The organism is Pseudomonas sp. LS-2 (assembly GCF_003605735.1).
GTDB lineage: Bacteria > Pseudomonadota > Gammaproteobacteria > Pseudomonadales > Pseudomonadaceae > Aquipseudomonas.
Window position 1 is genome coordinate 26,553 of sequence record NZ_QXTJ01000016.1, and the last position, 20,661, is coordinate 47,213.

Here is a 20,661-nt window from a genome sequence, read left to right on the forward strand (position 1 = left end):
GGAGCCATTGCTGTCGGTGAACAGGCCGGTAAACCGATGCGTGCCTAACTTGGCAGACAGGGCAGGTTGTTCGCGAACCGGGCTGAAGCTGAGCGGTTGTTGCTCCAGGTCCGCGCGCAACAACTTGCCATTGGCGGTTGCGACGAACACGCTGCTGCCGGCGACGGCAATGGCTTTGGGTTCATCGCCGCTTCCCAACGGCGCCGCACGCCCTGAAATCGCGAAGGCCTGAACCTGACTGTTGCCTTGCGCCGGCAGTGTTTCGATAGTGAAGGTTTTGCCCTGTTTGGTGATCGCCAGATGATCGCCACTGGCCGTTTTCGCCACGTCACTGGCCTTGTGGACAAAGGCCAATGGTTGATCCGGGTTCAACAGCGGACGAACCTTGCCATCGCTGTCGATGCCCAAGACGGCATCCTTTCCCAGGCTGTGGAGGCTGCTGTAATCGCGATTGGCATCCGTGGCCTCCCAACCGGCGGCCGATAACTGATAGAGCTTCTTGTCGTCAGTGCGCCAGTGTTTGCCATGGCCCTCATGCACGCCACTGATGGCGGCCAACTGCCCCGACTCGGGCAGTTTCAAGCCGGTTCCAAGTGCCGATGCAGAGTCAGCCCCGATCTCGATCGCACCCTCCCTTAAGTGTATCGACGCACGTTCCTCAGGCAATTTCCCTTCCAGCGGTACGCTTGCCTTGAGCAAGGTAATCGCACCGGGACTGGCATGGGCATGGAGCAGACGCTTATGGGTATCGAGCAGCAGATGGTGCTCCTTGTTGACGAGCTGAAAGCGGTTTTCAGGTTTTCCCAATACGGCTTGTACAAGGTGATCGAGGGGCGTCGATCCCATCTGAAGACGCTGATCCTGCAAATCCATGGTCATGGTTGGCGCTTTCAATGGAGCTGGGGACAGGCTGTCACTCGATTGCCGGCGCGATGGGCCGGGTGTCAAGCTTTCGCTCGATTGCCGGCTCGATGGAAGGGGGGGCAGGCTTTCGCTCGATTGTCGGCTCAACGGGCGGGGTGACAGGCTTTCGCTCGATTGTCGGTTCAATGGGCGGGGTGACAGGCTTTCGTTCAATTGCTGGCGGAATCGACTGGGCGCCGCGTGCTGCATGCTCTCCAGAATGTCCTGCTCGGACATTGGCTGTTCCAGCATCTGGTCCAGCGACAAACCACCCGCCGACTCCGGCATACGNTCTGCCCGGAGCAGACTGGACATGCCGGAGCGTGCGAGGTGTCATGCGCGAATCCTGCCCGCGACGTTGCCTCGCCGATGAAAGATCGACGCTGGCGCTGCGGCCCAGCCTGGCCAATGACGTGCTGCCGGAGGCGAGTTGCGGCGTAGTCCCGGTGCGTTGATTGACTGTTGCTCCTGCTAGGTCGTCGTGAGCGGTATGGCTGACACTTGCCGTCGATACCGGCCGGGAGGTGGAGGGAGTCAACATAATGGAAGCCGCCTGTAGTCATGGTGTCATGACGGCTGAGTGGCGGTTTCCTGCGCTTGGGTTCCGGTTTTTCGGAAACCGGTCGCCATGCGCATGCCCGCTGGCCCCGGGAGCCACCGATACATCTGCGCCCGCGCATTCAACTACCGCAGGAACTGTCCCCGCCAGCAGGGGTCAAGGTTTCTGCGCGGGCGCCGATAGGTCCTCGCACATGACCGATTTACACCGTCATCAGACCGACACCTTCCAGGGTCAGGATGGTGAGAGCGCCGTAAAAGCTGATCGGATTTCCTCACGACGTTATGTCACTGCCAACGGGATGACCTATGGGTGCCTCGCAAGCCAGCACTGCGAAACACAAAGGCTTGAAACGCCGCGCTACGGTGATCTATCGCCGGGATGGGGACATACTCTTCGTTCGCAAGCGCCATTCGAAGTGGAATTTGCCGGGTGGGCGGGTTGAGCCAGAGGAGACTCCGCTGCAGGCAGCGAAGCGGGAGATGGCCGAGGAGACGGGGCTCAGCTTCGATCGACTGGCCTATGTTTCCGAGTACAGGCAGGACAATGTCGTGCATTTTCTGTTCGAGGCTCGCCGGACGCTGTCCCGCAAGCCGCGTCCGCGTAACGAAATCGAGGATTGCCGGTGGATCAGCCGCAAGGACTTGAGCAAACGCAATGTGCGAGAGCCGATTCGGGATCTGCTCAAGCGGTGCGCCGGCGATCTATGAAGCAGGGCCGCAGGGCGCGCCGGTGGATAACGCGGTCTGCGCGCTTTCTCCCAGTGTTTGTAAGCAAATATTAGAACCCCGCCAAAACAACGGAATTTTCACTGTTTTTTCGTGAGAATCCGCGTCGCTTCTCGCGCTCGTCTGAACGCAACCCAGGTTTTTACCCCGCTTGACCATGAAGAATGCGGTGCATTGGTGGTAAACGACCGACGATCACGTAATATTTGCCCCCCGCGACCCGCGCCGGCGTTTCGATGGCTGCGGTCGCACAGGCTTTTTCGAACTTCAACCTGAATCCAACGGATCCTACAACACATGGCCAAAACGGACGCCCCGGCGCGCACGCCGCAACCCACCGTCAAATCGCACCTGGCTTATACGCTGTTGAGCGGCCTGGCGCTGATGGTGCTGTACACCCTGCTGCGCGTTGCGCTGTTGGTCTACAACCGTGAAGGGATCGGCGCAACGCCGGCCTCGACGTTCATCGAGGCGTTCGCCAATGGCCTGCGTTTCGATTTGCGCCTGGTGGTCTATATCCTGATCCCGCTGCTGCTGGCCTTGTTCAGTGCGCGAATGATGGCCGCTCGTGGGGTGTTCCGTTTCTGGCTGACTCTGGTCGCGAGCTTGACCACCTTCTTCGGCTTGATGGAGATGGACTTCTATCGCGAATTCCACCAACGCCTGAACGGCCTGGTGTTCCAGTACGTCAAGGAAGACCCGAAAACCGTGCTGAGTATGATCTGGTACGGCTATCCGGTGGTTCGCTATCTGTTGGCGTGGGCGTTGCTGACCTGGCTGTTGAGTCTGGTGTTCAAGGGTATCGACCGCGTGACCCGCCCGCGCGGCGGCTTCAACGTCAGCAGTTCCAGCAATCGCGCCGTCGCCCCTTGGTACACGCGCATTGCCGTGTTCGTTGTCTGCGTGCTGGTGGCCGTCATCGCCGCTCGCGGCACCCTGCGTCAGGGCCCACCGTTGCGTTGGGGTGATGCTTACACCACCGAATCGAACTTCGCCAACACCCTGGGCCTGAACGGCACGCTGACACTGATCGCTGCCGCCAAGAGCCGGATGTCCGAAGATCGCGACAATATCTGGAAAGCCACGCTGCCACAGCCGCAGGCTCAACAGACCGTGCGCGACATGCTGCTGACTGCCAATGACAAGCTGGTTGATCCGGACAAGGCTGCGGTGCGCCGAGCGTTCACGCCGCCTGAAAGCAACACGCTGCCGATCAAGAACGTCGTCGTCATCCTGATGGAGAGTTTCGCCGGCCACTCGGTCGGGGCGCTGGGCGATGAATCGAACATCACGCCGTACTTTGACAAATTGTCCGAAGAAGGTCTGCTGTTCGACCACTTCTTCTCCAACGGCACGCACACCCATCAGGGGATGTTCGCCACCATGGCCTGCTTCCCGAACCTGCCGGGCTTCGAATACCTGATGCAGACGCCGGAAGGCAGCCACAAACTGTCGGGCTTGCCGCAACTGTTGAGCGCGCGCAAATACGACGACGTCTATGTCTATAACGGCGATTTCGCCTGGGACAACCAGTCCGGTTTCTTCAGCAACCAGGGCATGACCAACTTCATCGGCCGTAACGACTTCGTCAATCCGGTGTTCTCCGACCCGACCTGGGGTGTTTCCGACCAGGACATGTTCGACCGCGGTGCCGAGGAGCTGAAGGCTCGCGAAGCCAAGGGCAGGCCGTTCTATGCCTTGCTGCAGACCCTGTCGAACCACACGCCTTACGCCTTGCCAGCGAATTTGCCGGTGGAGCGCGTGACCGGTCACGGCTCGCTCGATGAGCACCTGACGGCCATGCGTTATTCGGACTGGGCGTTGGGGCAGTTCTTCGAGAAAGCCAGGAAAGAGCCTTACTACAAGGACACGTTGTTCGTGGTCGTCGGCGACCACGGCTTCGGCAACAACGAGCAGATCACCGAGATGGACCTGGGCCGTTTCAACGTGCCGATGCTGATGATCGCGCCTGGCCTGCAGGACAAGTTCGGCAAACGCAGCAGCATCGTCGGTACTCAGATCGACATCGTGCCGACCATCATGGGTCGTCTGGGTGGCGACACGGTGCACCAGTGCTGGGGCCGCGATCTGTTGAACCTGCCAGCGGGGGATCTGGGTTTTGGTGTGATCAAGCCGTCCGGTAGCGAGCAGACGGTGGCGTTGGTGACGGGCAACCGGATCCTGATCGAACCCAAGGAGATGGAGCCCAAGGTTTACAGCTATGAGCTGGGACGCACGCCACACGCTGAAGTGATGCCCGATGCTCCGGACGTGGCTGAGCTGCGCAAGAAGCTCGACAGCTTCCTGCAGACGGGGACCAAGAGCCTTCTGGACAACACAGCGGGGGTCAAGGACGCCAAGCCTTAGGTTGTTGACTGCATGAAAAAAAGAGGCCCTTTGGGGCCTCTTTTTTTTTGTTGCGCAGACGTCCTTGGGGGCTGGGCGTTGGCCGGAATGCTTGATTTCAGCACCGGCAGAAACGTTGAACGAATGCCGGAAAAGCACAGTCCGATTTTGGTAGGCCGGCTCACGGCCTGACTGAGGAGACATTGATGAAAGTCTGGACTATTTCGTTTCTGGATAAAGAAGGTGTGCAGCAGACCCTCGATCTTGAACTCGAGCACCGTCCCAGTGAGGAGGAGGCCGCACAGCGCCTGCGTCCGCGCCTGTTCCCGGTCACCCATGAACTTGATCTCAATGACCTGGAGGGTCGAACGCAGGAACCGACCGTCAAGACACTCAAGGAACAGAACGCGGTACAGATCATTTCCATCGTCGAGGCTTCATGAAAAAGTCTTGCCGATCGGCCCCGTCTACCAATTGGCAACACGCCAGTAATGGGCGTAGTCTGCAATCGAGGCCGGTGTAGCATCTATCCGAGCCAGCTCGCGAGTAGATGCCCGGTTTGTAATAGCGCCACCGGCCTTGTCAGCGACATGCTTGAGTCCCAGGCGACAGATGACCTGTCGCTTGATGCTCCTTACGAGAGGGCATTTCGGGATCGTTGAAACTCTATCTATCGTTGCATAGGAGGACGTTTCATGAGCACGACCTACCAGGAAGACATCAGCAGTCACGTACTGCGCCGCATGAAAGAGGGCGGTTTCGACTTCGCACGTATACATCCCATCGAGTTTTATGCCGTTTTCCCGGATGAGGAGCGCGCGCGTCAGGCCGCCGAGAAATTTCGCGGTGAATCCCTCAATACCCAGATAAACGCCCGAGAGGACGGGGCGTGGCACCTGCAACTGAGCAAACTGATGTACGCCACTTACGACGGAATAGGGGACTTCGAGCAGGATTTTCAGACCGCGATCCTGGGGCTGGACGGCGAAGTAGAGGGCTGGGGCGTGAAGCAGGAGATCAAGCGGCTTCACTGATTGGTTAGTTGGCACTGAAAAAACGTTGATGTGAACCTGCCTTCCGAAGTGACACTTCGAGCAGCACGGCTTGCCGGAGGTGACGGTCTTCAGATCGCTGCCGCCGGCAAGCCGTGCTGCTACGGGGCAAGGCGAGCCAAGGGGCTACGGAGGCCATAAGGCCGTCGCTCAGACTTGCCCCTAAAACAGGGCAAAAAAAAGCCGCTCGGGTGTGAGCGGCGTAAAGGGAATTTCGTTGATAAGTCCGGTGAGGCAGGAACATCGCTTGTGCAGTCTGGAGCGGGGTTATCTGCGTCGATGGCGCGATTATCAGGAAACAAACTCCCGGCGGGAAATCAACTCTGGCTATGCTGGTAATAGTTTTTTCAGTGGCGGGACGCTTCTCTATGAAGCGTAGAAGAATGGGTGAGGGCGCATCCTGCACAGGAATGGTGCGAGAGCTTCTGCGGTTTTATTCAACCCATTGATTTCAGAGCGTTTATGCCGCTGGCACGGGCCTTGCGAAGGCCCTTGTGTCCATGGTGACAAGGAGTACGGCATGATCCGCACCTTTTATGATGAGATGTACGATGCTGGCGGCGTTGTCCGTCCGCATTATCGGGAATTCGCCCGCTGGCTGGGCGAAGCGCCACCTGAGCTGTTGGCTCAGCGTCGGCGTGAGGCCGATCTTTTGTTTCATCGCGCCGGGATTACGTTCACGCTGTACGGTGACGAGCAGGGGACGGAGCGTCTGATCCCCTTTGATACGATTCCTCGCAGCATCCCCGCCAGTGAATGGCGTGTGGTCGAGCGCGGCTGCATTCAGCGCGTCAAGGCGCTGAACATGTTTCTCGCCGATCTGTATCACGACCAGCGCATCATCAAGGCCGGAATCATTCCCGCCGAGCAGGTGTTGGCCAACGAGCAATACCAGTTGGCGATGCAGGGGCTGAATCTTCATCGAGACCTTTACTCGCACATCTCCGGAGTCGATCTGGTGCGCGATGGCGACGGAACTTATTACGTCCTCGAAGACAACCTGCGCACCCCCAGCGGCGTGAGCTACATGCTCGAAGACCGCAAGATGATGATGCGACTGTTTCCTGAATTGTTCGCCGCGCAACGCATCGCCCCCATCGATCATTACCCGAATCTGCTGCTCGACACGCTGAAAAGCTCCAGCCCGCTGGACAACCCGAGCGTGGTCGTACTGACGCCCGGTCGCTTCAACAGCGCGTTCTTCGAACATGCGTTTCTCGCACGGGAAATGGGTGTCGAGCTGGTGGAAGGCGCAGATCTGTTCGTGCGTGACGACCGGGTGTTCATGCGCACCACGGACGGGCCCAAGGCCGTCGACGTGATCTATCGCCGTCTGGACGACGCCTTCCTCGATCCGCTGGCGTTCAATCCAGATTCGATGCTGGGCGTGCCGGGTCTGCTCTCGGCCTATCGCTCGGGCAATGTGGTGCTGGCCAATGCCATCGGCACCGGGGTTGCCGACGACAAGTCGGTCTACCCGTTCGTGACCGACATGATCCGCTTCTACCTCGACGAAGAGCCGATCCTGAAAAACGTCCCCACCTGGCAGTGCCGCAAACCCGAGGAGTTGTCCCACGTGCTGGCCAACCTCGGCGATCTGGTGGTCAAGGAAACTCAAGGTTCCGGTGGTTACGGGATGCTGGTCGGTCCGGCGGCGACAGCAGCCGAGATCGAAGCCTTCCGCGCTCGTCTGAAAGCCAAGCCACACGCGTACATCGCACAACCCACCTTGTCCCTGTCAACCTGTCCGACCTTCGTCGAGAACGGCATCGCCCCGCGACACATCGACCTGCGCCCGTTCGTTCTGGCTGGCCGCGAAACCCGCGTCGTGCCGGGCGGCCTTACCCGCGTCGCATTGCGCGAAGGGTCGCTGGTGGTCAACTCGTCGCAGGGTGGCGGAACCAAGGACACCTGGGTGGTCGAGGATTAAGGATGCCTGCCAATGCTAAGTAGAACTGCCTCGGATTTATATTGGATGTCGCGCTACCTGGAGCGGGCGGAAAACCTCGCGCGGATGCTGGACGTCAGTTACTCGCTGTCATTGATGCCACAGGACGGACGCGGGGATGGTCTCAACGAGATTGCCATGCCCCTGCTGATCACCGGAACCCTGGACGATTATCTGGAGCGCCATGGCGAGCTGCACGCCGAGCGCTTGCTGCATTTCTTCGCCCTGGACGCTACCAACCCGGCCAGCATTTTCAGCTGTCTGGCGGCGGCGCGGGCCAGCGCTCACGCAGTACGTGGGCGCATCACGGCGGACATGTGGGAAAACATCAACGCCACGTACCTTGAAATTCGCGGCATCGCCGAACAGGGCTTGAGCCGTTATGGCATGAGCCGGTTTTGCGAATGGGTCAAGGAGCGTTCGCACCTGTTTCGCGGCGCCACCTACGGCACCATCATGCGTAACGATGCGTTCCGTTTCATTCGCCTGGGCACCTTCATCGAGCGCGCGGACAACACCCTGCGCATGCTCGATGCCCGTTACGAGATGCTTGAACTGCGCGGGCCTTCAGCCAACGCGGCGGCGGACAGTTCGGCGGCCGGCTATTACCAGTGGAGCGCATTGTTGCGTGCGCTGTCGTCGTTCGAGGCGTACACCGAGGTTTATCGCGACGCGCCGGGTGCCCGTCAGGTCGCCGAGTTGTTGCTGTTACGCGCCGATATCCCGCGTTCGCTGCGCGCCTGTCTCGAAGAGCTGGACATGATTCTGGCCAGCCTGCCCGGCGCCAACGGGCGACCCGCACAACGCCTGGCGGCCGAACTCGATGCGCGTCTGCGTTACACCGGCATCGACGAAATCCTGGATGAAGGCCTGCACGAATGGTTGAACGAATTCATTCCGCTGCTGGCCCAACTCGGTAACGTCATTCACACTTCTTATCTGGAGGCTGCATGAGACTCTCAATTAGCCACGAGACCACTTATCACTACGACGATCAGGTCCGCGCCAGCATCCAGTATTTGCGTTTGACTCCCCATGACAGCGAGCGTCAGCAGGTGCTCAGCTGGCAACTGGCGCTACCGCGTCCGGTGCGTGCGCAGGTCGATCCGTTCGGCAATATCCTGCATGTACTGACCATGGACGAGCCTCATGAAGCCATCGTCATCGGCGCGCGCGGGCAGGTCGAGATCGACGAGAAGCGCGAAGCCGAGCATGAAAGCCAGTCATCGCTGCCGTTTCTGCGTTTCACCCGCCTGACCGAAGCGGACGAGGCCATTCGCGCCTTTGCCGCCAAAGAGACCAAGAAGCGCACCGACCGTAATGCCTTGATCGATCTGATGCAGGCGTTGAATCAGCACATCACCTACACCCCGGGTTCGACCGCCGTCGACACCAGCGCCGCGCAGGCATTTGCCAACGGTGCCGGTGTCTGTCAGGACCATACCCATGCGTTTCTGGCCTGTGCGCGCAGCCTAGGCGTGCCGGCGCGGTACGTATCGGGTTATCTGTACAGCGAAAGCAGCGAGCATCTGGCCAGTCATGCCTGGGCCGAGGCGTGGATCGACGACGCCTGGTACAGCTTCGACGTGACCAACCAATTGGCGATTCCGGAGCGGCACTTGAAACTGGCGGTGGGCCTGGATTATCTGGACGCCTGCCCGGTGCGGGGCATGCGCCGTGGCGGTGGTTGCGAGCAGATGCACGCCAAGGTCGTGGTCTCCCCGACCGCGCCAGTGGCAACGCCGGCGGTTGCAGCGCCGGCACCGGTGGTGCAGATGCAGGTGCAGCGTCAGTCCTGAGCGGCAGTTGTGCATGCTGTAGGAGCGCGCTTGCCCGCGATTGTATTTATCAGCCGCCACTTCATCGGCTGACAGACCGCAATCGCGGGCAAGCGCGCTCCTACAGTCCAGTTACGGTGTGACTTTGCGACCCGCCATGTGCTGCAGGTAACTCACCACCTCCACCAACTCTTCATCCGATAGCACGTCTGGCGTGATCGCCGGCATCTTTGCCTGGGGCCACTGACGCAGGTTTTGCGGATTGCGGATGTACAGCTTCAGATAGTCCGCCGCGAAGTATTCGGTGGGGTTGTGCGGAATATTCAGGTCCGGCCCCAACTGAGAATCACCTGCGCCATTGAGGCGATGACAGGCGAAACAGTTCTTCTGGAACAGCGCCAATCCCTTGTTCACCGGATCGTCAGCGGCCAGCTTCGGATCAGGCAGCATGTCAGGGAATCGCTCGGCCACCGAAGCCAGCAGCCGAATCCTGCCTACCGCGTACGGCCACTGTTCAGGGCTGATTTTGCTCGCCTCAGGGTGGGTCCACACCAGATAGAAAGGCCCGGCACCAGGCTTGTCTTTGCTGAGGCCCGGCCAGGGTTGCGCCGGGTCTTCGATGGCCAGCCAGGCTTGAGACCCGGTTTTCTGCAGCAATGGCCCGGCAGGCATCTCGGCGGCGAAACCGTCGGTGGCGACGGCCTGCAGATGATCGCCGTCAGAAACACCTTCCAGTAAAACCGCCACGGGCACGGCGCGGTAATGCATCGCACGTTTGTACGAAACATCGTCGGGGATTTCGATGTCCCTGGCTTGCGGGTGCTTGAGCAGTTGCGCGGTGTCCCAGGTGCGGGAGCCGTTGGCAAGGTCGAGAGTCAGTTGGGCAGCATAAGCGGGGAGGGCGAGCAGGACGCTGGCCAGCATCAGAAATGAGCGCAAGAGGGTTGTTACTCCGCAGGATCGTCGGTGACGTCGTACAGCGCGTTGTGCAGTTCGTCATAGGAACCGCCGTTGATGATACTGGTGTAACCGGCTTTCATCAGCTTATCTTGCGCCTTGCCCGCGCGAACGTCGCTGGAACTGAAAATAACCAGGACCAGGTTGCGATCGGTCATCACTTGCTTGAGTTGATTGACCAGGCGTCGATCATCGACCCGCACAGCGTTGAGTACCGTGCCGGCGTCGTAATCGCTTTGACTGCGAACATCGATGGCCAGCTTGCCTTCTTTGATTGCGGCCACGGCCTGGGCTTGTTCAACAGGCCCGGCCTGTGCCGCTACGCTGAGACTCAGTGCGAAAACTGCCAGCCACTGACGCATGCGCCTACCTCTGTGCATTGCTACACAAAGGGTGGCACAAATGCGGCCTGTCGCAAGCGCCTCTGGAAAGGTCAGCCGAACAGACGGGTCAGGTTCGGCAAAATCAGCAAGAGAGTGGTGGCGAAAACTATCAGTCCGGCTTGACGTACTTTCGAATGTTTGAACATGGCGCATGCCTTTTTTTGTTATTCCTGAGCGACAAAAGCTCACCGTCTTCGTTGTAGAAGGAAGCGGCAGCTGGCAAAGGTGAAAGCGAAAGAGCAGGTGTCCTGACCATCGGGTCGGTGACATGGCGCTGGAAGAATCTTTTTTATGGCGCCACTGCTACAGACTTAACCTTAGAGCTCACGTGCGGGGCCGCTTAGATCGGTTTGGTATGAATAATTCTATTTGGTTAGGAGGAATGGGAATAAAGCCTTTGGCTAGCATGTAACACTCCCTTGCTAGACACGTTCAGGCGAAACGATTCATGTCCGGTAGCTCACTACCGTTCGTCCGAGTCCGAAACTTCCTACAACCGGCTACCCTTCACCACAGTCAAGTCAGATGAGCACTTTGATCATTGAAACCCTGCACATGACCGTTATGGTGTCAGCAGAATAAAAACATCAGCAAGGCAGCGAGGAACACGATGACCGACGCGTTTATTTTTGATGCTTTGCGCACACCGCGCGGCAAGGGCAAACCCGACGGTGCGCTCTACAGCGTCAAGCCGGTGAACCTGGTGGCAGGGCTGCTGACGGCGTTGAAGTCGCGCAACCAGCTCGACACCAGCCAGGTCGATGACATCGTATTGGGGTGCGTGACGCCAGTGGGGGATCAGGGCGCTGACATTGCCAAGACCGCTGCATTGGTGGCCGACTGGGCGATCAGCGTCGCGGGGGTGCAGGTCAACCGTTTTTGTGCGTCAGGCCTGGAAGCGGTCAATCTGGGGGCGATGAAGGTTCGTTCCGGTTTCGAGGATCTGGTGGTTGTGGGCGGCGTCGAGTCCATGTCCAGGGTGCCAATGGGCAGCGATGGCGGCGCCTGGGTGCTCGACCCGCAAACCAACCTGCACACCCACTTCACGCCGCAAGGCATCGGTGCCGATCTGATTGCGACGCTGGAAGGATTCGACCGTCACGCCGTCGACAGTTTTGCCCTTCAATCGCAGCAAAAGGCCGCTCGCGCCCGTGAGCGCGGGGCGTTCAAGCGGTCGTTGATCCCGGTCATGGATCAGAACGGCATGCTGCTGCTCGATCATGACGAGTTCATTCGCGCCGACTCCAGCCTTGAAGGCCTTGGCAAGCTCAAGCCCAGCTTCGAAACCATTGGCCAGATGGGCTATGACGCCACCGCTTTGCGGGTGTACAGCCATGTCGAACGTATCGAGCACGTTCACACCCCTGGCAACAGCTCCGGCATTGTCGACGGCGCGGCGCTGATGTTGCTGGGCTCCGCGCAAAAAGGTCAGGAACTGGGCCTGCGTGCGCGGGCGCGAATCGTCGCGACCGCCGTCACCAGTACCGATCCGACCATCATGCTCACCGGCCCGGCGCCTGCCACACGCAAGGCATTGGCGCGAGCGGGGCTCAAGGTCGAAGACATCGACCTGTTCGAAGTCAACGAAGCCTTCGCTTCGGTCGTGCTCAAGTTCATCAAGGACATGGGCGTCGATCCGGACACGGTCAACGTCAATGGCGGTTCGATTGCCTTGGGGCATCCGCTGGGCGCCACCGGTTGCATGATCCTGGGGACATTGCTCGACGAGCTTGAGGCGAGACAATTGCGCTACGGCCTGGCGACCCTGTGCGTTGGCGGTGGCATGGGGATTGCGACGATCATCGAACGGGTTTGAGCGCGGGCTGCGCCTCGCTGTCTATAGGCCGCTTTTTAATGTGCCGCCTTTTCACTCTAAAAACAGCTTCAGGAAGAACGACCGCATGACTGACGCCATCCAGTATGAAATCGGCCCCGATCAGATCGTCACGCTGACTCTGGACATGCCCGGCCAGCAGGCCAACACCATGAACCAGACTTACCGTCAGGCCATGGGTGAAACACTCGAACGGCTACAGGCGGACAAAGACAACATCACCGGCGTCATCATCCGCTCGGCGAAGAAGACCTTCTTTGCCGGCGGCGATCTCAACGAGCTGATTAAGGTCGATACCTCCCGCGCCCTGTGGTTTTACCAGATGACGCTGGATTTGAAAGCACAGCTTCGGGCGCTGGAAACCTTCGGCAAACCGGTGGTCGCTGCCATCAACGGTGCGGCACTGGGGGGTGGTTGGGAGTTGTGCCTGGCGTGCCATCAACGAATTGCCCTTGATGACAAGCACGTGCGTCTTGGCTTGCCGGAAGTCACGCTCGGCTTGCTGCCGGGTGGTGGCGGGACGGTGCGGCTGGTGCGCATGCTGGGTCTGGAAAAGGCGCTGCCGTTGCTGATGGAAGGCAGAACGCTCAGCACGCAACAGGCACTCAAGGCCGGTCTGGTGGATCAGGTTGCCAGCGATGCCGAGGACTTGTTGATCAAGGCTCGGGAATGGATTCTGGCTAATCCGTCGCCGAGCAAGGCGTGGGATCGACCAGGCTTTCAGATTCCAGGCGGCAGCCCCTCGCACCCGAAGATCGCGCAAATGCTGGCGATTGCCCCGTCGATACTGCGCAGTAAAACTCAGGGCTGTTACCCCGCCCCGGAGAAGATCCTCGCCGCTGCGGTAGAGGGCGCCCAGGTGGATTTCCACACCGCCGAGAAGATCGAGGCGCGGTACTTCACCGAGCTGACCACTGGCCAGATCGCCAAGAACATGATCGGCACCTGGTTTCAACTCAACGAACTCAATGCCGGCGAATCCCGACCCAAGGCCCCACCGGTCTATCACATGCGCAAGGTGGGGATTCTCGGTGCCGGGATGATGGGCGGCGGGATTGCTTACGTCACGGCGCTGGCTGGCGTTAATGTGGTGCTCAAGGACGTCAATCTGGCTGCTGCGCAGAAGGGCAAGGACTATTCGGTACGACTGCTGGACAAGCAGGTCGCCAATGGCCGGATGCGTCCGGAACAGCGGGATGCGGTATTGGGCCGGATCAAGACCACAGGCCGCGACAGCGATCTGGAAGGCTGCGACCTGATCATCGAAGCCGTGTTCGAGGACCGTGAACTCAAGGCGCAAGTCAGCGCCGCCGCCGAGCAAGTGGTCGTACCCTATGCCGTGATCGCCTCCAACACCTCGACACTGCCGATTACCGGGCTGGCGGCGGCGGTCAGCCGTCAGGAACGCTTCATCGGCATGCATTTCTTCAGTCCGGTGGACAAGATGCGCCTGGTGGAAATCATCAAGGGCGCGCGCACCAACGACATGACGCTGGCCCGCGCTTTCGACTTCGTGCAGCAGATCAACAAGACGCCAATCGTGGTCAATGACGCGCGCGGGTTCTTCACCTCGCGGGTGTTCGCCACGTTTACCAACGAAGGCATTGCCATGTTGGGCGAGGGTGTATCGGCGGCGATGATCGAAACCGAGGCGCGCAAGGCGGGGATGCCCGTCGGGCCGCTGGCGGTGTCGGATGAGGTGTCGCTGAGACTGATGAGCCACATTCGTCAGCAGGCGCGCAAGGATCTGGAAGCGCAAGGGGAAACCGTGGTCGATCATCCGGCCACCGCGGTGATCGACCTGATGCTCAACGAATACAAGCGTGCTGGCAAGGCCGCCGGTGGCGGATTCTACGATTACCCCGAGGGCGCGCCAAAACACCTGTGGCCGGAGCTCAAAACCCGCTTCGAGAAGCCTGGGGCGCAGATTGCCGGTCAAGAGATCCGTGACCGTCTGCTGTTCATTCAGGCCATCGAGACCGTACGTTGTGTCGAGGAGGGCGTGCTGCGTTCGACCACNCCGGCGTGGACGGGTGGGGCCTTACAGTTCATCAACCAGTACGGGCTCAAGGATTTCATCGCCCGGGCGCAATACCTGGCTGAGCATTATGGCGAGCGTTTCGAACCGCCAGCGTTGCTGCTGGAGAAAGCGCTGAACGACACGCTTTTCTGACCCCCTTGTTAGGAAAAATCGGCCTTGTAGCAGCACGGCTTGCCGGCGGTAGCGATTCCAAAGGCCACCGCCGGCAAGCCGGACTGCTACAAGGTGGTGATCTTGTGACGGTACAGCGCCCGTTCAGTTACCCGCGGCACCATGGCTCAAACGGCCCTTGCCTTGCCTGAAGCTTCAAGGCAGGCTTGGGCCTATGCATTTTCGCCTTGGTCGCTTCAGGTACTTCTATGTCGTTACGCATCTGCATTCTGGAAACCGACGTTCTTCGCCCGGAACTGGTCGATCAATATCAGGGCTACGGGCGCATGTTTCAGTCACTGTTCTCGCGTCAGCCGATCCCCGCCGAATTTGTCGTCTACAACGTGATGCAGGGCAACTACCCGCCTGAAGATGAACATTTCGATGCGTATCTGGTGACCGGTTCCAAGGCTGACTCCTTCGGCACCGACCCCTGGATTCAGACCCTCAAGACGTATCTGCTCGAGCGCTACACACGCGGCGACAAGCTGCTGGGTGTGTGCTTCGGTCATCAACTGTTGGCGTTGTTGCTCGGCGGCAAGACCGAGCGGGCGACGCAAGGCTGGGGCGTGGGTATCCACCATTACGACCTGGCCCCGGCGCAGACCTGGATGAGCCCGGCGATGGACAAGCTGACCCTGCTGATCAGTCATCAGGATCAGGTCACTGCGCTGCCCGAAGGCGCAACCGTGATCGCCTCCAGCGAGTTCTGCCAGTTCGCGGCTTATCACATCAACGATCAGGTGCTGTGCTTCCAGGGTCATCCGGAGTTCATCCACGATTACTCGCGCACGCTCCTCGACATCCGTCAGGAAGCGTTGGGTGAGCAGGTGTACAGCAAGGGCATCGCCAGCCTCGAAGAAGATCACCACGGCACCACGGTGGCGGAGTGGATGATGCGGTTCGTGGCGAACAAGCCTGAAGTGGTTTGATTTCTCTGATCGTGCGGCTACACCAGAGCAGTGCACTTCATAGCCAGCCGGAACGTTTGAAGCTGGCGAACAGAATCCCGCACCCGCCGATGATCACCCCTAGCACGGCGAAGTAGCCGTAGTGCCAGGTCAGCTCCGGCATGTTCTGGAAGTTCATCCCGTAGATACCGGCAATTGCGGTAGGGAACGCCAGAATCGCTGCCCAGGCGGCGAATTTGCGTTGGGTCAGGCTCTGTCGTGAAGATTCCAGCAGCAGGCTGATCTCAATGGTCTGACTGGCGATGTCCCGCAGGTTGCCGAGGTCTTCCATCTGCCGCTTGACGTGGATTTCCACGTCGCGGAAATAGGGGCGCATGTTCTTGTCGATGAACGGAAAGCTGAGCTTCTGCAGTTCTTCGCCTATCTCGACCATGGGTGCCACGTAGCGACGCAGTCGCAGCAGGTCGCGGCGCAGGCTGTGAATGCGATGGATGTCGGCCTCGTTCAGGTCGGTGCTCAGCACACTGTGTTCCAGCTCCTCGAGCTCACAGTGAATGGCCTCCGTCACGGGCTGGTAGTTCTCGGTGACGAAATCCAGCAGCGCGTACAACACGAAATCCTCGCCGTGCTCCAGCAGCAGCGGGCGGGCTTCGCAACGCTGACGCACCAGGCCATAGGATTTGGAGTCGCCATTGCGCGAGGTGATGATGTAGCCCTTGCCGGCGAAAATGTGGGTCTCGATGAAGATCAGCTTGCCGTTTTCCCGGATCGGCGCATAAGTGACGATAAACAGTGCGTCGCCGAAGGTTTCAAGCTTGGGACGGCTGTGGACCTCCAGCGCGTCTTCAATGGCCAGTTCGTGCAGGTTGAACTGCTTTTGCAGGGACGCCAGTTCCTGCGCGTTGGGCTGCTCAAGGCCGATCCAGACAAAGTGCCCAGGCTTTGCGGCCCAGGCAGCGCCCTCGTCGAGGGTGATATTGGTGACTTTCTTTCCGGCGCTGTAAACCGCGGCAGCAACGACTCGGCCCATGATGATTCGCTTCTTCTAAGGGGACTGACACGCAGCTTAGCGCGGTCTCCTTTTTGAGAGTCAGCGAAATTCAAGGAGTTCGCGGGTTTTGTGCCAACTGTTCAGCAACGGTTTGGGGAGAGGCTTTGGGCGCGTGCAAGTGCGCGTCCATCTGCTCGATGCTGGCCTGCATCTGTGCGTGGCAGCGCTCGATCAACTGCGGGATGTCATCGGCGGTCATGCCGACGGTGGAGATGGGCGGCAGCGAACGAATCATCACCCGGCCAGTGTCCCAGGCGTTCAAGCGCATATCGCGCACATAGGTGCTCACGCACACCGGCACGATAGGCACTGCGGCATCGATGGCCATCTGGAAGGCGCCTCGCTTGAAGGGCAGCAGGCCTTTACCCAGATTGCGCGTGCCTTCGGGGAAGACCCAGATGGAAGTGTCCTTGCTTTGCAGCGTCTCGGTGGTCTTGCGGATCGACAGACGAGCACGCAGCGGGTTGCCCCGGTCAATCAGCACATTGCCTGCCAGCCAGAAGAGTTGCCCGAAGAAAGGCACCCATTTCAGGCTTTTCTTGCCGATGCAGACCGTGCGCGGCGGCACGATGTTACCGAGGATGAACAGGTCGTAGTTGGACTGGTGATTGCAGACGATGACGCAGGGACGTGCGTTGTCGAACTGCGCGCCCATTTCGGCTTTGAGGCGCAAACGCAGGATCCACATCGCGGGGAGCGCATAGAGTCGGGCACACAGGCGGCTGTTGTCCGGGTTGAACGGGCGGCAGATGCCGAGCAACAGCCCCAGCGCACCGGCGACGACGAAATGCACCCCCATCAGCAACATACGCAGAACAAACAGCATGCAGACCACTCAGTAGACAAAAGGTGGCGCAGTGTACGGATGTGCACTTAATTCGGCAAATACCGGGCAGACAGGCGGTGATGGGCGAAGTTAACCGAATGTTTCAGTAGACGCATTCGTCGGCAAGCCGCAGACCATTCACGTCGGGCGCCGGCTTGCTGGTGAAAACGGTGGATCAGCTCCATCGAAGCTGCATGGCCTGACCCTGTAGCCGTCCGGCTCGCCGGCGGTGGCGTATTTGAATCACTCCGCCGGCCAGCCGGCCTGCTTCCGAGAATCTGCCGCCGATGTCACCGAAGAGGGCATCAAAACTGATGCTGACGATCCAGTTCGATGGCCTTGTCCAGCTTCTCGAGGAACGTCTTGCGCACTTTGAGCTTGGTCTGCTTGTGGGCCTTCATGTTGATCTTCTTCAACTGCAGGGCCACGGTGCGGGCAGCGTCGGTAAGCTCCTCGGGGGCAACGACCCTGTCAAGGAACCCTGCTTGCATGGCACCTCTGGGGTCGTACATTTCACCGTTGATCACTGAACGGCCGAAGGCGCTTTTGCTCAGGCGATCACGGGCCAGTTCGATACCGGCGTTGTGCATGGTCATGCCGATCTGCACTTCGTTCAGGCCGATGCTGAACGGGCCGTCCACACCGATGCGGTAATCGGCCGACAGCAGCAAAAATGCGCCCTTGGCAACGGCATGACCGCTGCACGCGACGACGATAGGGAAAGGGTGCGAGAGCATGCGACGGGCCAGGGTCGAACCGGCAGCGACCAGATCCATTGCCGCCTCGGGGCTCGACGTCATGATTTTCAGGTCGTAACCGCCGGAAAGGATGCCCGGGCCACTGGTGATGATCACCACGGCGCGGTCCTTTTCGGCCTGATCCAGCGCGGCGTTGAAGTCTGCAATCACCTCAAGGCTGATGGCATTGACCTTGCCGTTGCTCAGGGTCAACGTGGCGACGCCGTCTTCCAGCTGATACGCGACCAAATCACTCATGGGGACGAGTCCTTATTGTTTTGAAGTGGCGCAGACGTTACCCACACGAGGGGGCGAGGTAAAGCAGAAAGGGTGACCGACAAGTCAGGATTTCGGGCCGCGCGCAGGGCAGAAAGGCTGCGGCCCGAAGGAGGGTGAACCGGGTGTTATACCGCGACAGCGTTCAGTGCGCAGTATTCATCCCAATCCATATCCAACGCCTCGGCAGCCTCCTTGTGAACAGCCAGCCGGAGCGCCTTCACTTCTTCCTCTGGCTTGTTGCTGAAGCTCAAGGCCAATTCCCAGGTTTCGATGCTCAAAGCCTCTGCTTCGTCCTCAAAAGCCCAGCGGATCTGGTCTTCCTGGTCCTTCTGGCTAAGGCCTGATATCTCTTCCTGCAAAGCCGGGTTAGTCAGGATGTAATTCGGCAGCGCAGCTTCGATCCATTCTTCTTTATTCATGTGAGGTAGATCTCCTGTGGTTCGAGCTGACATGTTCTGTTGTAGGGATGCTGACGTGAGGGTCGATTGTGCGACATGTAACTGACTCATGCCAGCCGAGTGTAGTCCGTTGGTCGGTGTCGGAAATGTAAAAGGCCCACCTGCGGGTGAGCCCTTTGTTTGATCGCTGTCGGAAACTCAACCGATGGCCATCGGTTTCTTCACGTTGCGGTGGGCATTGTCGCCGAGCAACGGATGCGGGCCATGGTCACCGTACACGCCGACCGGCTCCGGGAAGGTGCGCAGCAGGGTGATATACAGCAGCGCCGCAAGCCCCAGCGTAATCGGCAGGCTGATGTCGATGCCGCCGGCCAGATTGCCCAGCGGGCCGACGAATTGCCCCGGCAGGTTGACGAAGCACAGACCGATCGCCGCGCTCGGAATCCAGGCGCCCAGACCGCGCCAGTTCCAGCCGTGTTCGAACCAGTAATGACCACCGCTCTGACCGCGGGTGAACACTTGCAGATCGGCCGGATGGTAGAAACCACGGCGGATGATCAGCCCCAGCACCATGATCACGATCCATGGCGAGGTGCAGGTGACGATCAACACCGCGAAGGTCGACACGCTTTGCACCAGGTTGAAGGCGAAACGGCCGATGAAGATGAAGGCGATCGCCGCGATGCCGATCAGAATCGTCGCCTGAGCGCGATTGAGCAGGCGCGGGAACATGCTCGACATATCAAGGCCCGTGCCGTACAGCGAGGTGGTCCCGGTGGACATGCCGCCAATGATCGCAATCAGGCAGACCGGCAAAAAGAACCAGCTTGGCGACACCGCCAGCAGACCGCCCACATAGTTGTTGTCGGTGATGTACTGCGGCGCCTGAGTGGCGACGATGGTTGCGGTGCACAGACCGAACAGGAACGGGATCAGGGTGCAGATCTGCGCCAGGAAGACCGAGGCCATGATGCGTTTCTTCGAGGTAGTGCGCGGGATGTAGCGCGACCAGTCGCCGAGAAACGCGCCGAACGACACCGGGTTGCTCATCGCCAACAGGGCTGCGCCAATGAACGCGGCCCAGAAGCCTTCGGTGCCTTGGTTGACGGTGCCCGCGAAGCCCGCGTCAAAACTGCCGCTGAAGGCGAAGATGCCCAGCAGGAACAGCAGACTGGAGGCGAACACGGCGATCTTGTTGACCCACAGCATGAAGCGAAAACCATAGATGCACACCACCAGTACCAGCACGGCGAATACGCCATAGGCGACGGCCAGGGTCAGGTCATTCTCCGGCAGGCCGACCATGCGCTTGGCGCCACCGATCAGGGCGTCACCGGAACTCCATACCGACAGCGAGAAGAACGCGACAGCGGTCAGCAGCGACAGGAATGATCCGACGATTCGCCCATGAACGCCGAAGTGGGCACCCGAAGACACCGCGTTATTGGTGCCGTTCAGGGCGCCGAAGAGCCCCATCGGCGCCAGAATGATCGAGCCCAGCACGATGCCCAGAATGATCGACCAGACACCGGCCTGGAACGACAGGCCGAACAACACCGGGAAGCTGCCGAGCACGGCGGTGGCGAAGGTATTGGCGCCGCCGAACGTCAGGCGGAACAGGTCAATGGGCGATGCATCGCGTTGACTGTCCGGAATCTGTTCGACACCGAAGGTTTCGATAGTGGTAGTGGGGTGAGACATGACGTAATCCTGCGCGCTGTCGTGTTGTTATGAGGCCGGCATCGAGTGCAGGCCCGTATTGTCGATCGGAACGAGTCCG

Annotated in this window: 17 protein-coding genes and 2 pseudogenes; 11 read left to right on the top strand and 8 right to left on the bottom strand. The window is 59.8% G+C overall.

Annotated elements, in window-relative coordinates; genetic code table 11:
• Positions 1 to 1,191 (bottom strand): annotated as a pseudogene (locus D3M70_RS34145) (AvrE-family type 3 secretion system effector); the annotation flags it as partial.
• A gap of 579 nt (positions 1,192 to 1,770) precedes the next feature.
• Here D3M70_RS34145 and D3M70_RS10840 point away from each other — a divergent pair.
• The 7 genes from D3M70_RS10840 (at position 1,771) to D3M70_RS10870 (ending at position 9,335) form a co-directional block, all read left to right on the top strand.
• Positions 1,771 to 2,172, top strand: a complete 402-nt coding sequence (locus D3M70_RS10840) for an NUDIX hydrolase (RefSeq protein ID WP_120125768.1) — start codon at positions 1,771 to 1,773, stop codon at positions 2,170 to 2,172.
• Positions 2,173 to 2,487: 315 nt separating this feature from the next.
• Complete coding sequence (locus D3M70_RS10845; protein ID WP_120125769.1) at positions 2,488 to 4,557, top strand: LTA synthase family protein; 2,070 nt, start codon at positions 2,488 to 2,490, stop codon at positions 4,555 to 4,557.
• A gap of 185 nt (positions 4,558 to 4,742) precedes the next feature.
• The gene (locus tag D3M70_RS10850; protein WP_120125770.1) at positions 4,743 to 4,979 is read left to right on the top strand and encodes a hypothetical protein; all 237 of its coding nucleotides are present in this window, start codon (positions 4,743 to 4,745) and stop codon (positions 4,977 to 4,979) included.
• A 252-nt stretch (positions 4,980 to 5,231) separates the two neighbouring features.
• Positions 5,232 to 5,570, top strand: a complete 339-nt coding sequence (locus D3M70_RS10855) for a ribonuclease E inhibitor RraB (protein WP_120125771.1) — start codon at positions 5,232 to 5,234, stop codon at positions 5,568 to 5,570.
• A 538-nt stretch (positions 5,571 to 6,108) separates the two neighbouring features.
• Entirely contained in the window at positions 6,109 to 7,518 is a 1,410-nt protein-coding gene (locus tag D3M70_RS10860; protein ID WP_120125772.1) for a circularly permuted type 2 ATP-grasp protein, read from the top strand.
• A 12-nt stretch (positions 7,519 to 7,530) separates the two neighbouring features.
• Positions 7,531 to 8,490: an alpha-E domain-containing protein gene (locus D3M70_RS10865; protein ID WP_120125773.1), complete on the top strand. Its 960-nt coding sequence runs from the start codon at positions 7,531 to 7,533 to the stop codon at positions 8,488 to 8,490.
• Complete coding sequence (locus tag D3M70_RS10870) at positions 8,487 to 9,335, top strand: transglutaminase family protein (protein WP_120125774.1); 849 nt, start codon at positions 8,487 to 8,489, stop codon at positions 9,333 to 9,335. The genes D3M70_RS10865 and D3M70_RS10870 overlap by 4 nt, the downstream gene beginning before the upstream one ends.
• 111 nt (positions 9,336 to 9,446) lie before the next feature.
• Here D3M70_RS10870 and D3M70_RS10875 read toward each other — a convergent pair whose 3' ends face one another.
• A complete protein-coding gene (locus D3M70_RS10875) occupies positions 9,447 to 10,238 on the bottom strand; it encodes a cytochrome c (protein ID WP_120125775.1) in 792 nt (263 codons plus the stop codon).
• Between the two features lie 23 nt (positions 10,239 to 10,261).
• The gene (locus D3M70_RS10880; protein WP_120125776.1) at positions 10,262 to 10,633 is read right to left on the bottom strand and encodes a rhodanese-like domain-containing protein; all 372 of its coding nucleotides are present in this window, start codon (positions 10,631 to 10,633) and stop codon (positions 10,262 to 10,264) included.
• Between the two features lie 631 nt (positions 10,634 to 11,264).
• Here D3M70_RS10880 and D3M70_RS10885 point away from each other — a divergent pair.
• The 4 genes and pseudogenes from D3M70_RS10885 (at position 11,265) to D3M70_RS10895 (ending at position 15,611) form a co-directional block, all read left to right on the top strand.
• Positions 11,265 to 12,470, top strand: coding sequence for an acetyl-CoA C-acetyltransferase (locus tag D3M70_RS10885; protein WP_120125777.1), 1,206 nt, complete (start codon positions 11,265 to 11,267; stop codon positions 12,468 to 12,470).
• Between the two features lie 85 nt (positions 12,471 to 12,555).
• On the top strand, positions 12,556 to 14,507 hold a 1,952-nt coding region (locus D3M70_RS10890), incomplete at its 3' end, for a 3-hydroxyacyl-CoA dehydrogenase NAD-binding domain-containing protein (protein ID WP_256659815.1).
• Between the two features lies 1 nt (position 14,508).
• Positions 14,509 to 14,661: pseudogene (locus tag D3M70_RS34150) on the top strand (hypothetical protein); the annotation flags it as partial.
• 227 nt (positions 14,662 to 14,888) lie between these two features.
• Positions 14,889 to 15,611 carry an amidotransferase gene (locus tag D3M70_RS10895; RefSeq protein ID WP_120125779.1) on the top strand — a complete coding sequence of 241 codons (723 nt, stop codon included), beginning with the start codon at positions 14,889 to 14,891 and terminating at the stop codon, positions 15,609 to 15,611.
• Between the two features lie 37 nt (positions 15,612 to 15,648).
• On the opposite strand, the gene D3M70_RS10900 is transcribed toward D3M70_RS10895, so the two are convergent.
• From D3M70_RS10900 to D3M70_RS10920, 5 genes are all read right to left on the bottom strand, one after another.
• Positions 15,649 to 16,620: a magnesium and cobalt transport protein CorA gene (locus tag D3M70_RS10900; protein ID WP_120125780.1), complete on the bottom strand. Its 972-nt coding sequence runs from the start codon at positions 16,618 to 16,620 to the stop codon at positions 15,649 to 15,651.
• 70 nt (positions 16,621 to 16,690) lie between these two features.
• A complete protein-coding gene (locus D3M70_RS10905; protein ID WP_120125781.1) occupies positions 16,691 to 17,467 on the bottom strand; it encodes a 1-acyl-sn-glycerol-3-phosphate acyltransferase in 777 nt (258 codons plus the stop codon).
• 305 nt (positions 17,468 to 17,772) lie between these two features.
• Entirely contained in the window at positions 17,773 to 18,462 is a 690-nt protein-coding gene (locus D3M70_RS10910) for a crotonase/enoyl-CoA hydratase family protein (protein ID WP_120125782.1), read from the bottom strand.
• A gap of 146 nt (positions 18,463 to 18,608) precedes the next feature.
• Complete coding sequence (locus tag D3M70_RS10915) at positions 18,609 to 18,902, bottom strand: DUF6388 family protein (RefSeq protein ID WP_081567232.1); 294 nt, start codon at positions 18,900 to 18,902, stop codon at positions 18,609 to 18,611.
• Between the two features lie 177 nt (positions 18,903 to 19,079).
• Positions 19,080 to 20,582, bottom strand: a complete 1,503-nt coding sequence (locus D3M70_RS10920) for a cytosine permease (RefSeq protein ID WP_120125783.1) — start codon at positions 20,580 to 20,582, stop codon at positions 19,080 to 19,082.
• Positions 20,583 to 20,661 lie beyond the last annotated feature (79 nt).

Excerpts from the sequence above, each read along its gene's own strand:
- D3M70_RS10870 (WP_120125774.1), top strand. The coding sequence starts at position 8,487 with ATGAGACTCTCAATTAGCCACGAGACCACTTATCACTACGACGATCAG.
- D3M70_RS10895 (WP_120125779.1), top strand. The coding sequence starts at position 14,889 with ATGTCGTTACGCATCTGCATTCTGGAAACCGACGTTCTTCGCCCGGAA.
- D3M70_RS10910 (WP_120125782.1), bottom strand. The coding sequence starts at position 18,462 with ATGAGTGATTTGGTCGCGTATCAGCTGGAAGACGGCGTCGCCACGTTG.
- D3M70_RS10840 (WP_120125768.1), top strand. The coding sequence starts at position 1,771 with ATGGGTGCCTCGCAAGCCAGCACTGCGAAACACAAAGGCTTGAAACGC.
- D3M70_RS10845 (WP_120125769.1), top strand. The coding sequence starts at position 2,488 with ATGGCCAAAACGGACGCCCCGGCGCGCACGCCGCAACCCACCGTCAAA.
- D3M70_RS10850 (WP_120125770.1), top strand. The coding sequence starts at position 4,743 with ATGAAAGTCTGGACTATTTCGTTTCTGGATAAAGAAGGTGTGCAGCAG.
- D3M70_RS10855 (WP_120125771.1), top strand. The coding sequence starts at position 5,232 with ATGAGCACGACCTACCAGGAAGACATCAGCAGTCACGTACTGCGCCGC.
- D3M70_RS10865 (WP_120125773.1), top strand. The coding sequence starts at position 7,531 with ATGCTAAGTAGAACTGCCTCGGATTTATATTGGATGTCGCGCTACCTG.
- D3M70_RS10880 (WP_120125776.1), bottom strand. The coding sequence starts at position 10,633 with ATGCGTCAGTGGCTGGCAGTTTTCGCACTGAGTCTCAGCGTAGCGGCA.
- D3M70_RS10860 (WP_120125772.1), top strand. The coding sequence starts at position 6,109 with ATGATCCGCACCTTTTATGATGAGATGTACGATGCTGGCGGCGTTGTC.
- D3M70_RS10920 (WP_120125783.1), bottom strand. The coding sequence starts at position 20,582 with ATGTCTCACCCCACTACCACTATCGAAACCTTCGGTGTCGAACAGATT.
- D3M70_RS10875 (WP_120125775.1), bottom strand. The coding sequence starts at position 10,238 with ATGCTGGCCAGCGTCCTGCTCGCCCTCCCCGCTTATGCTGCCCAACTG.
- D3M70_RS10905 (WP_120125781.1), bottom strand. The coding sequence starts at position 17,467 with ATGCTGTTTGTTCTGCGTATGTTGCTGATGGGGGTGCATTTCGTCGTC.
- D3M70_RS10900 (WP_120125780.1), bottom strand. The coding sequence starts at position 16,620 with ATGGGCCGAGTCGTTGCTGCCGCGGTTTACAGCGCCGGAAAGAAAGTC.
- D3M70_RS10885 (WP_120125777.1), top strand. The coding sequence starts at position 11,265 with ATGACCGACGCGTTTATTTTTGATGCTTTGCGCACACCGCGCGGCAAG.
- D3M70_RS10915 (WP_081567232.1), bottom strand. The coding sequence starts at position 18,902 with ATGAATAAAGAAGAATGGATCGAAGCTGCGCTGCCGAATTACATCCTG.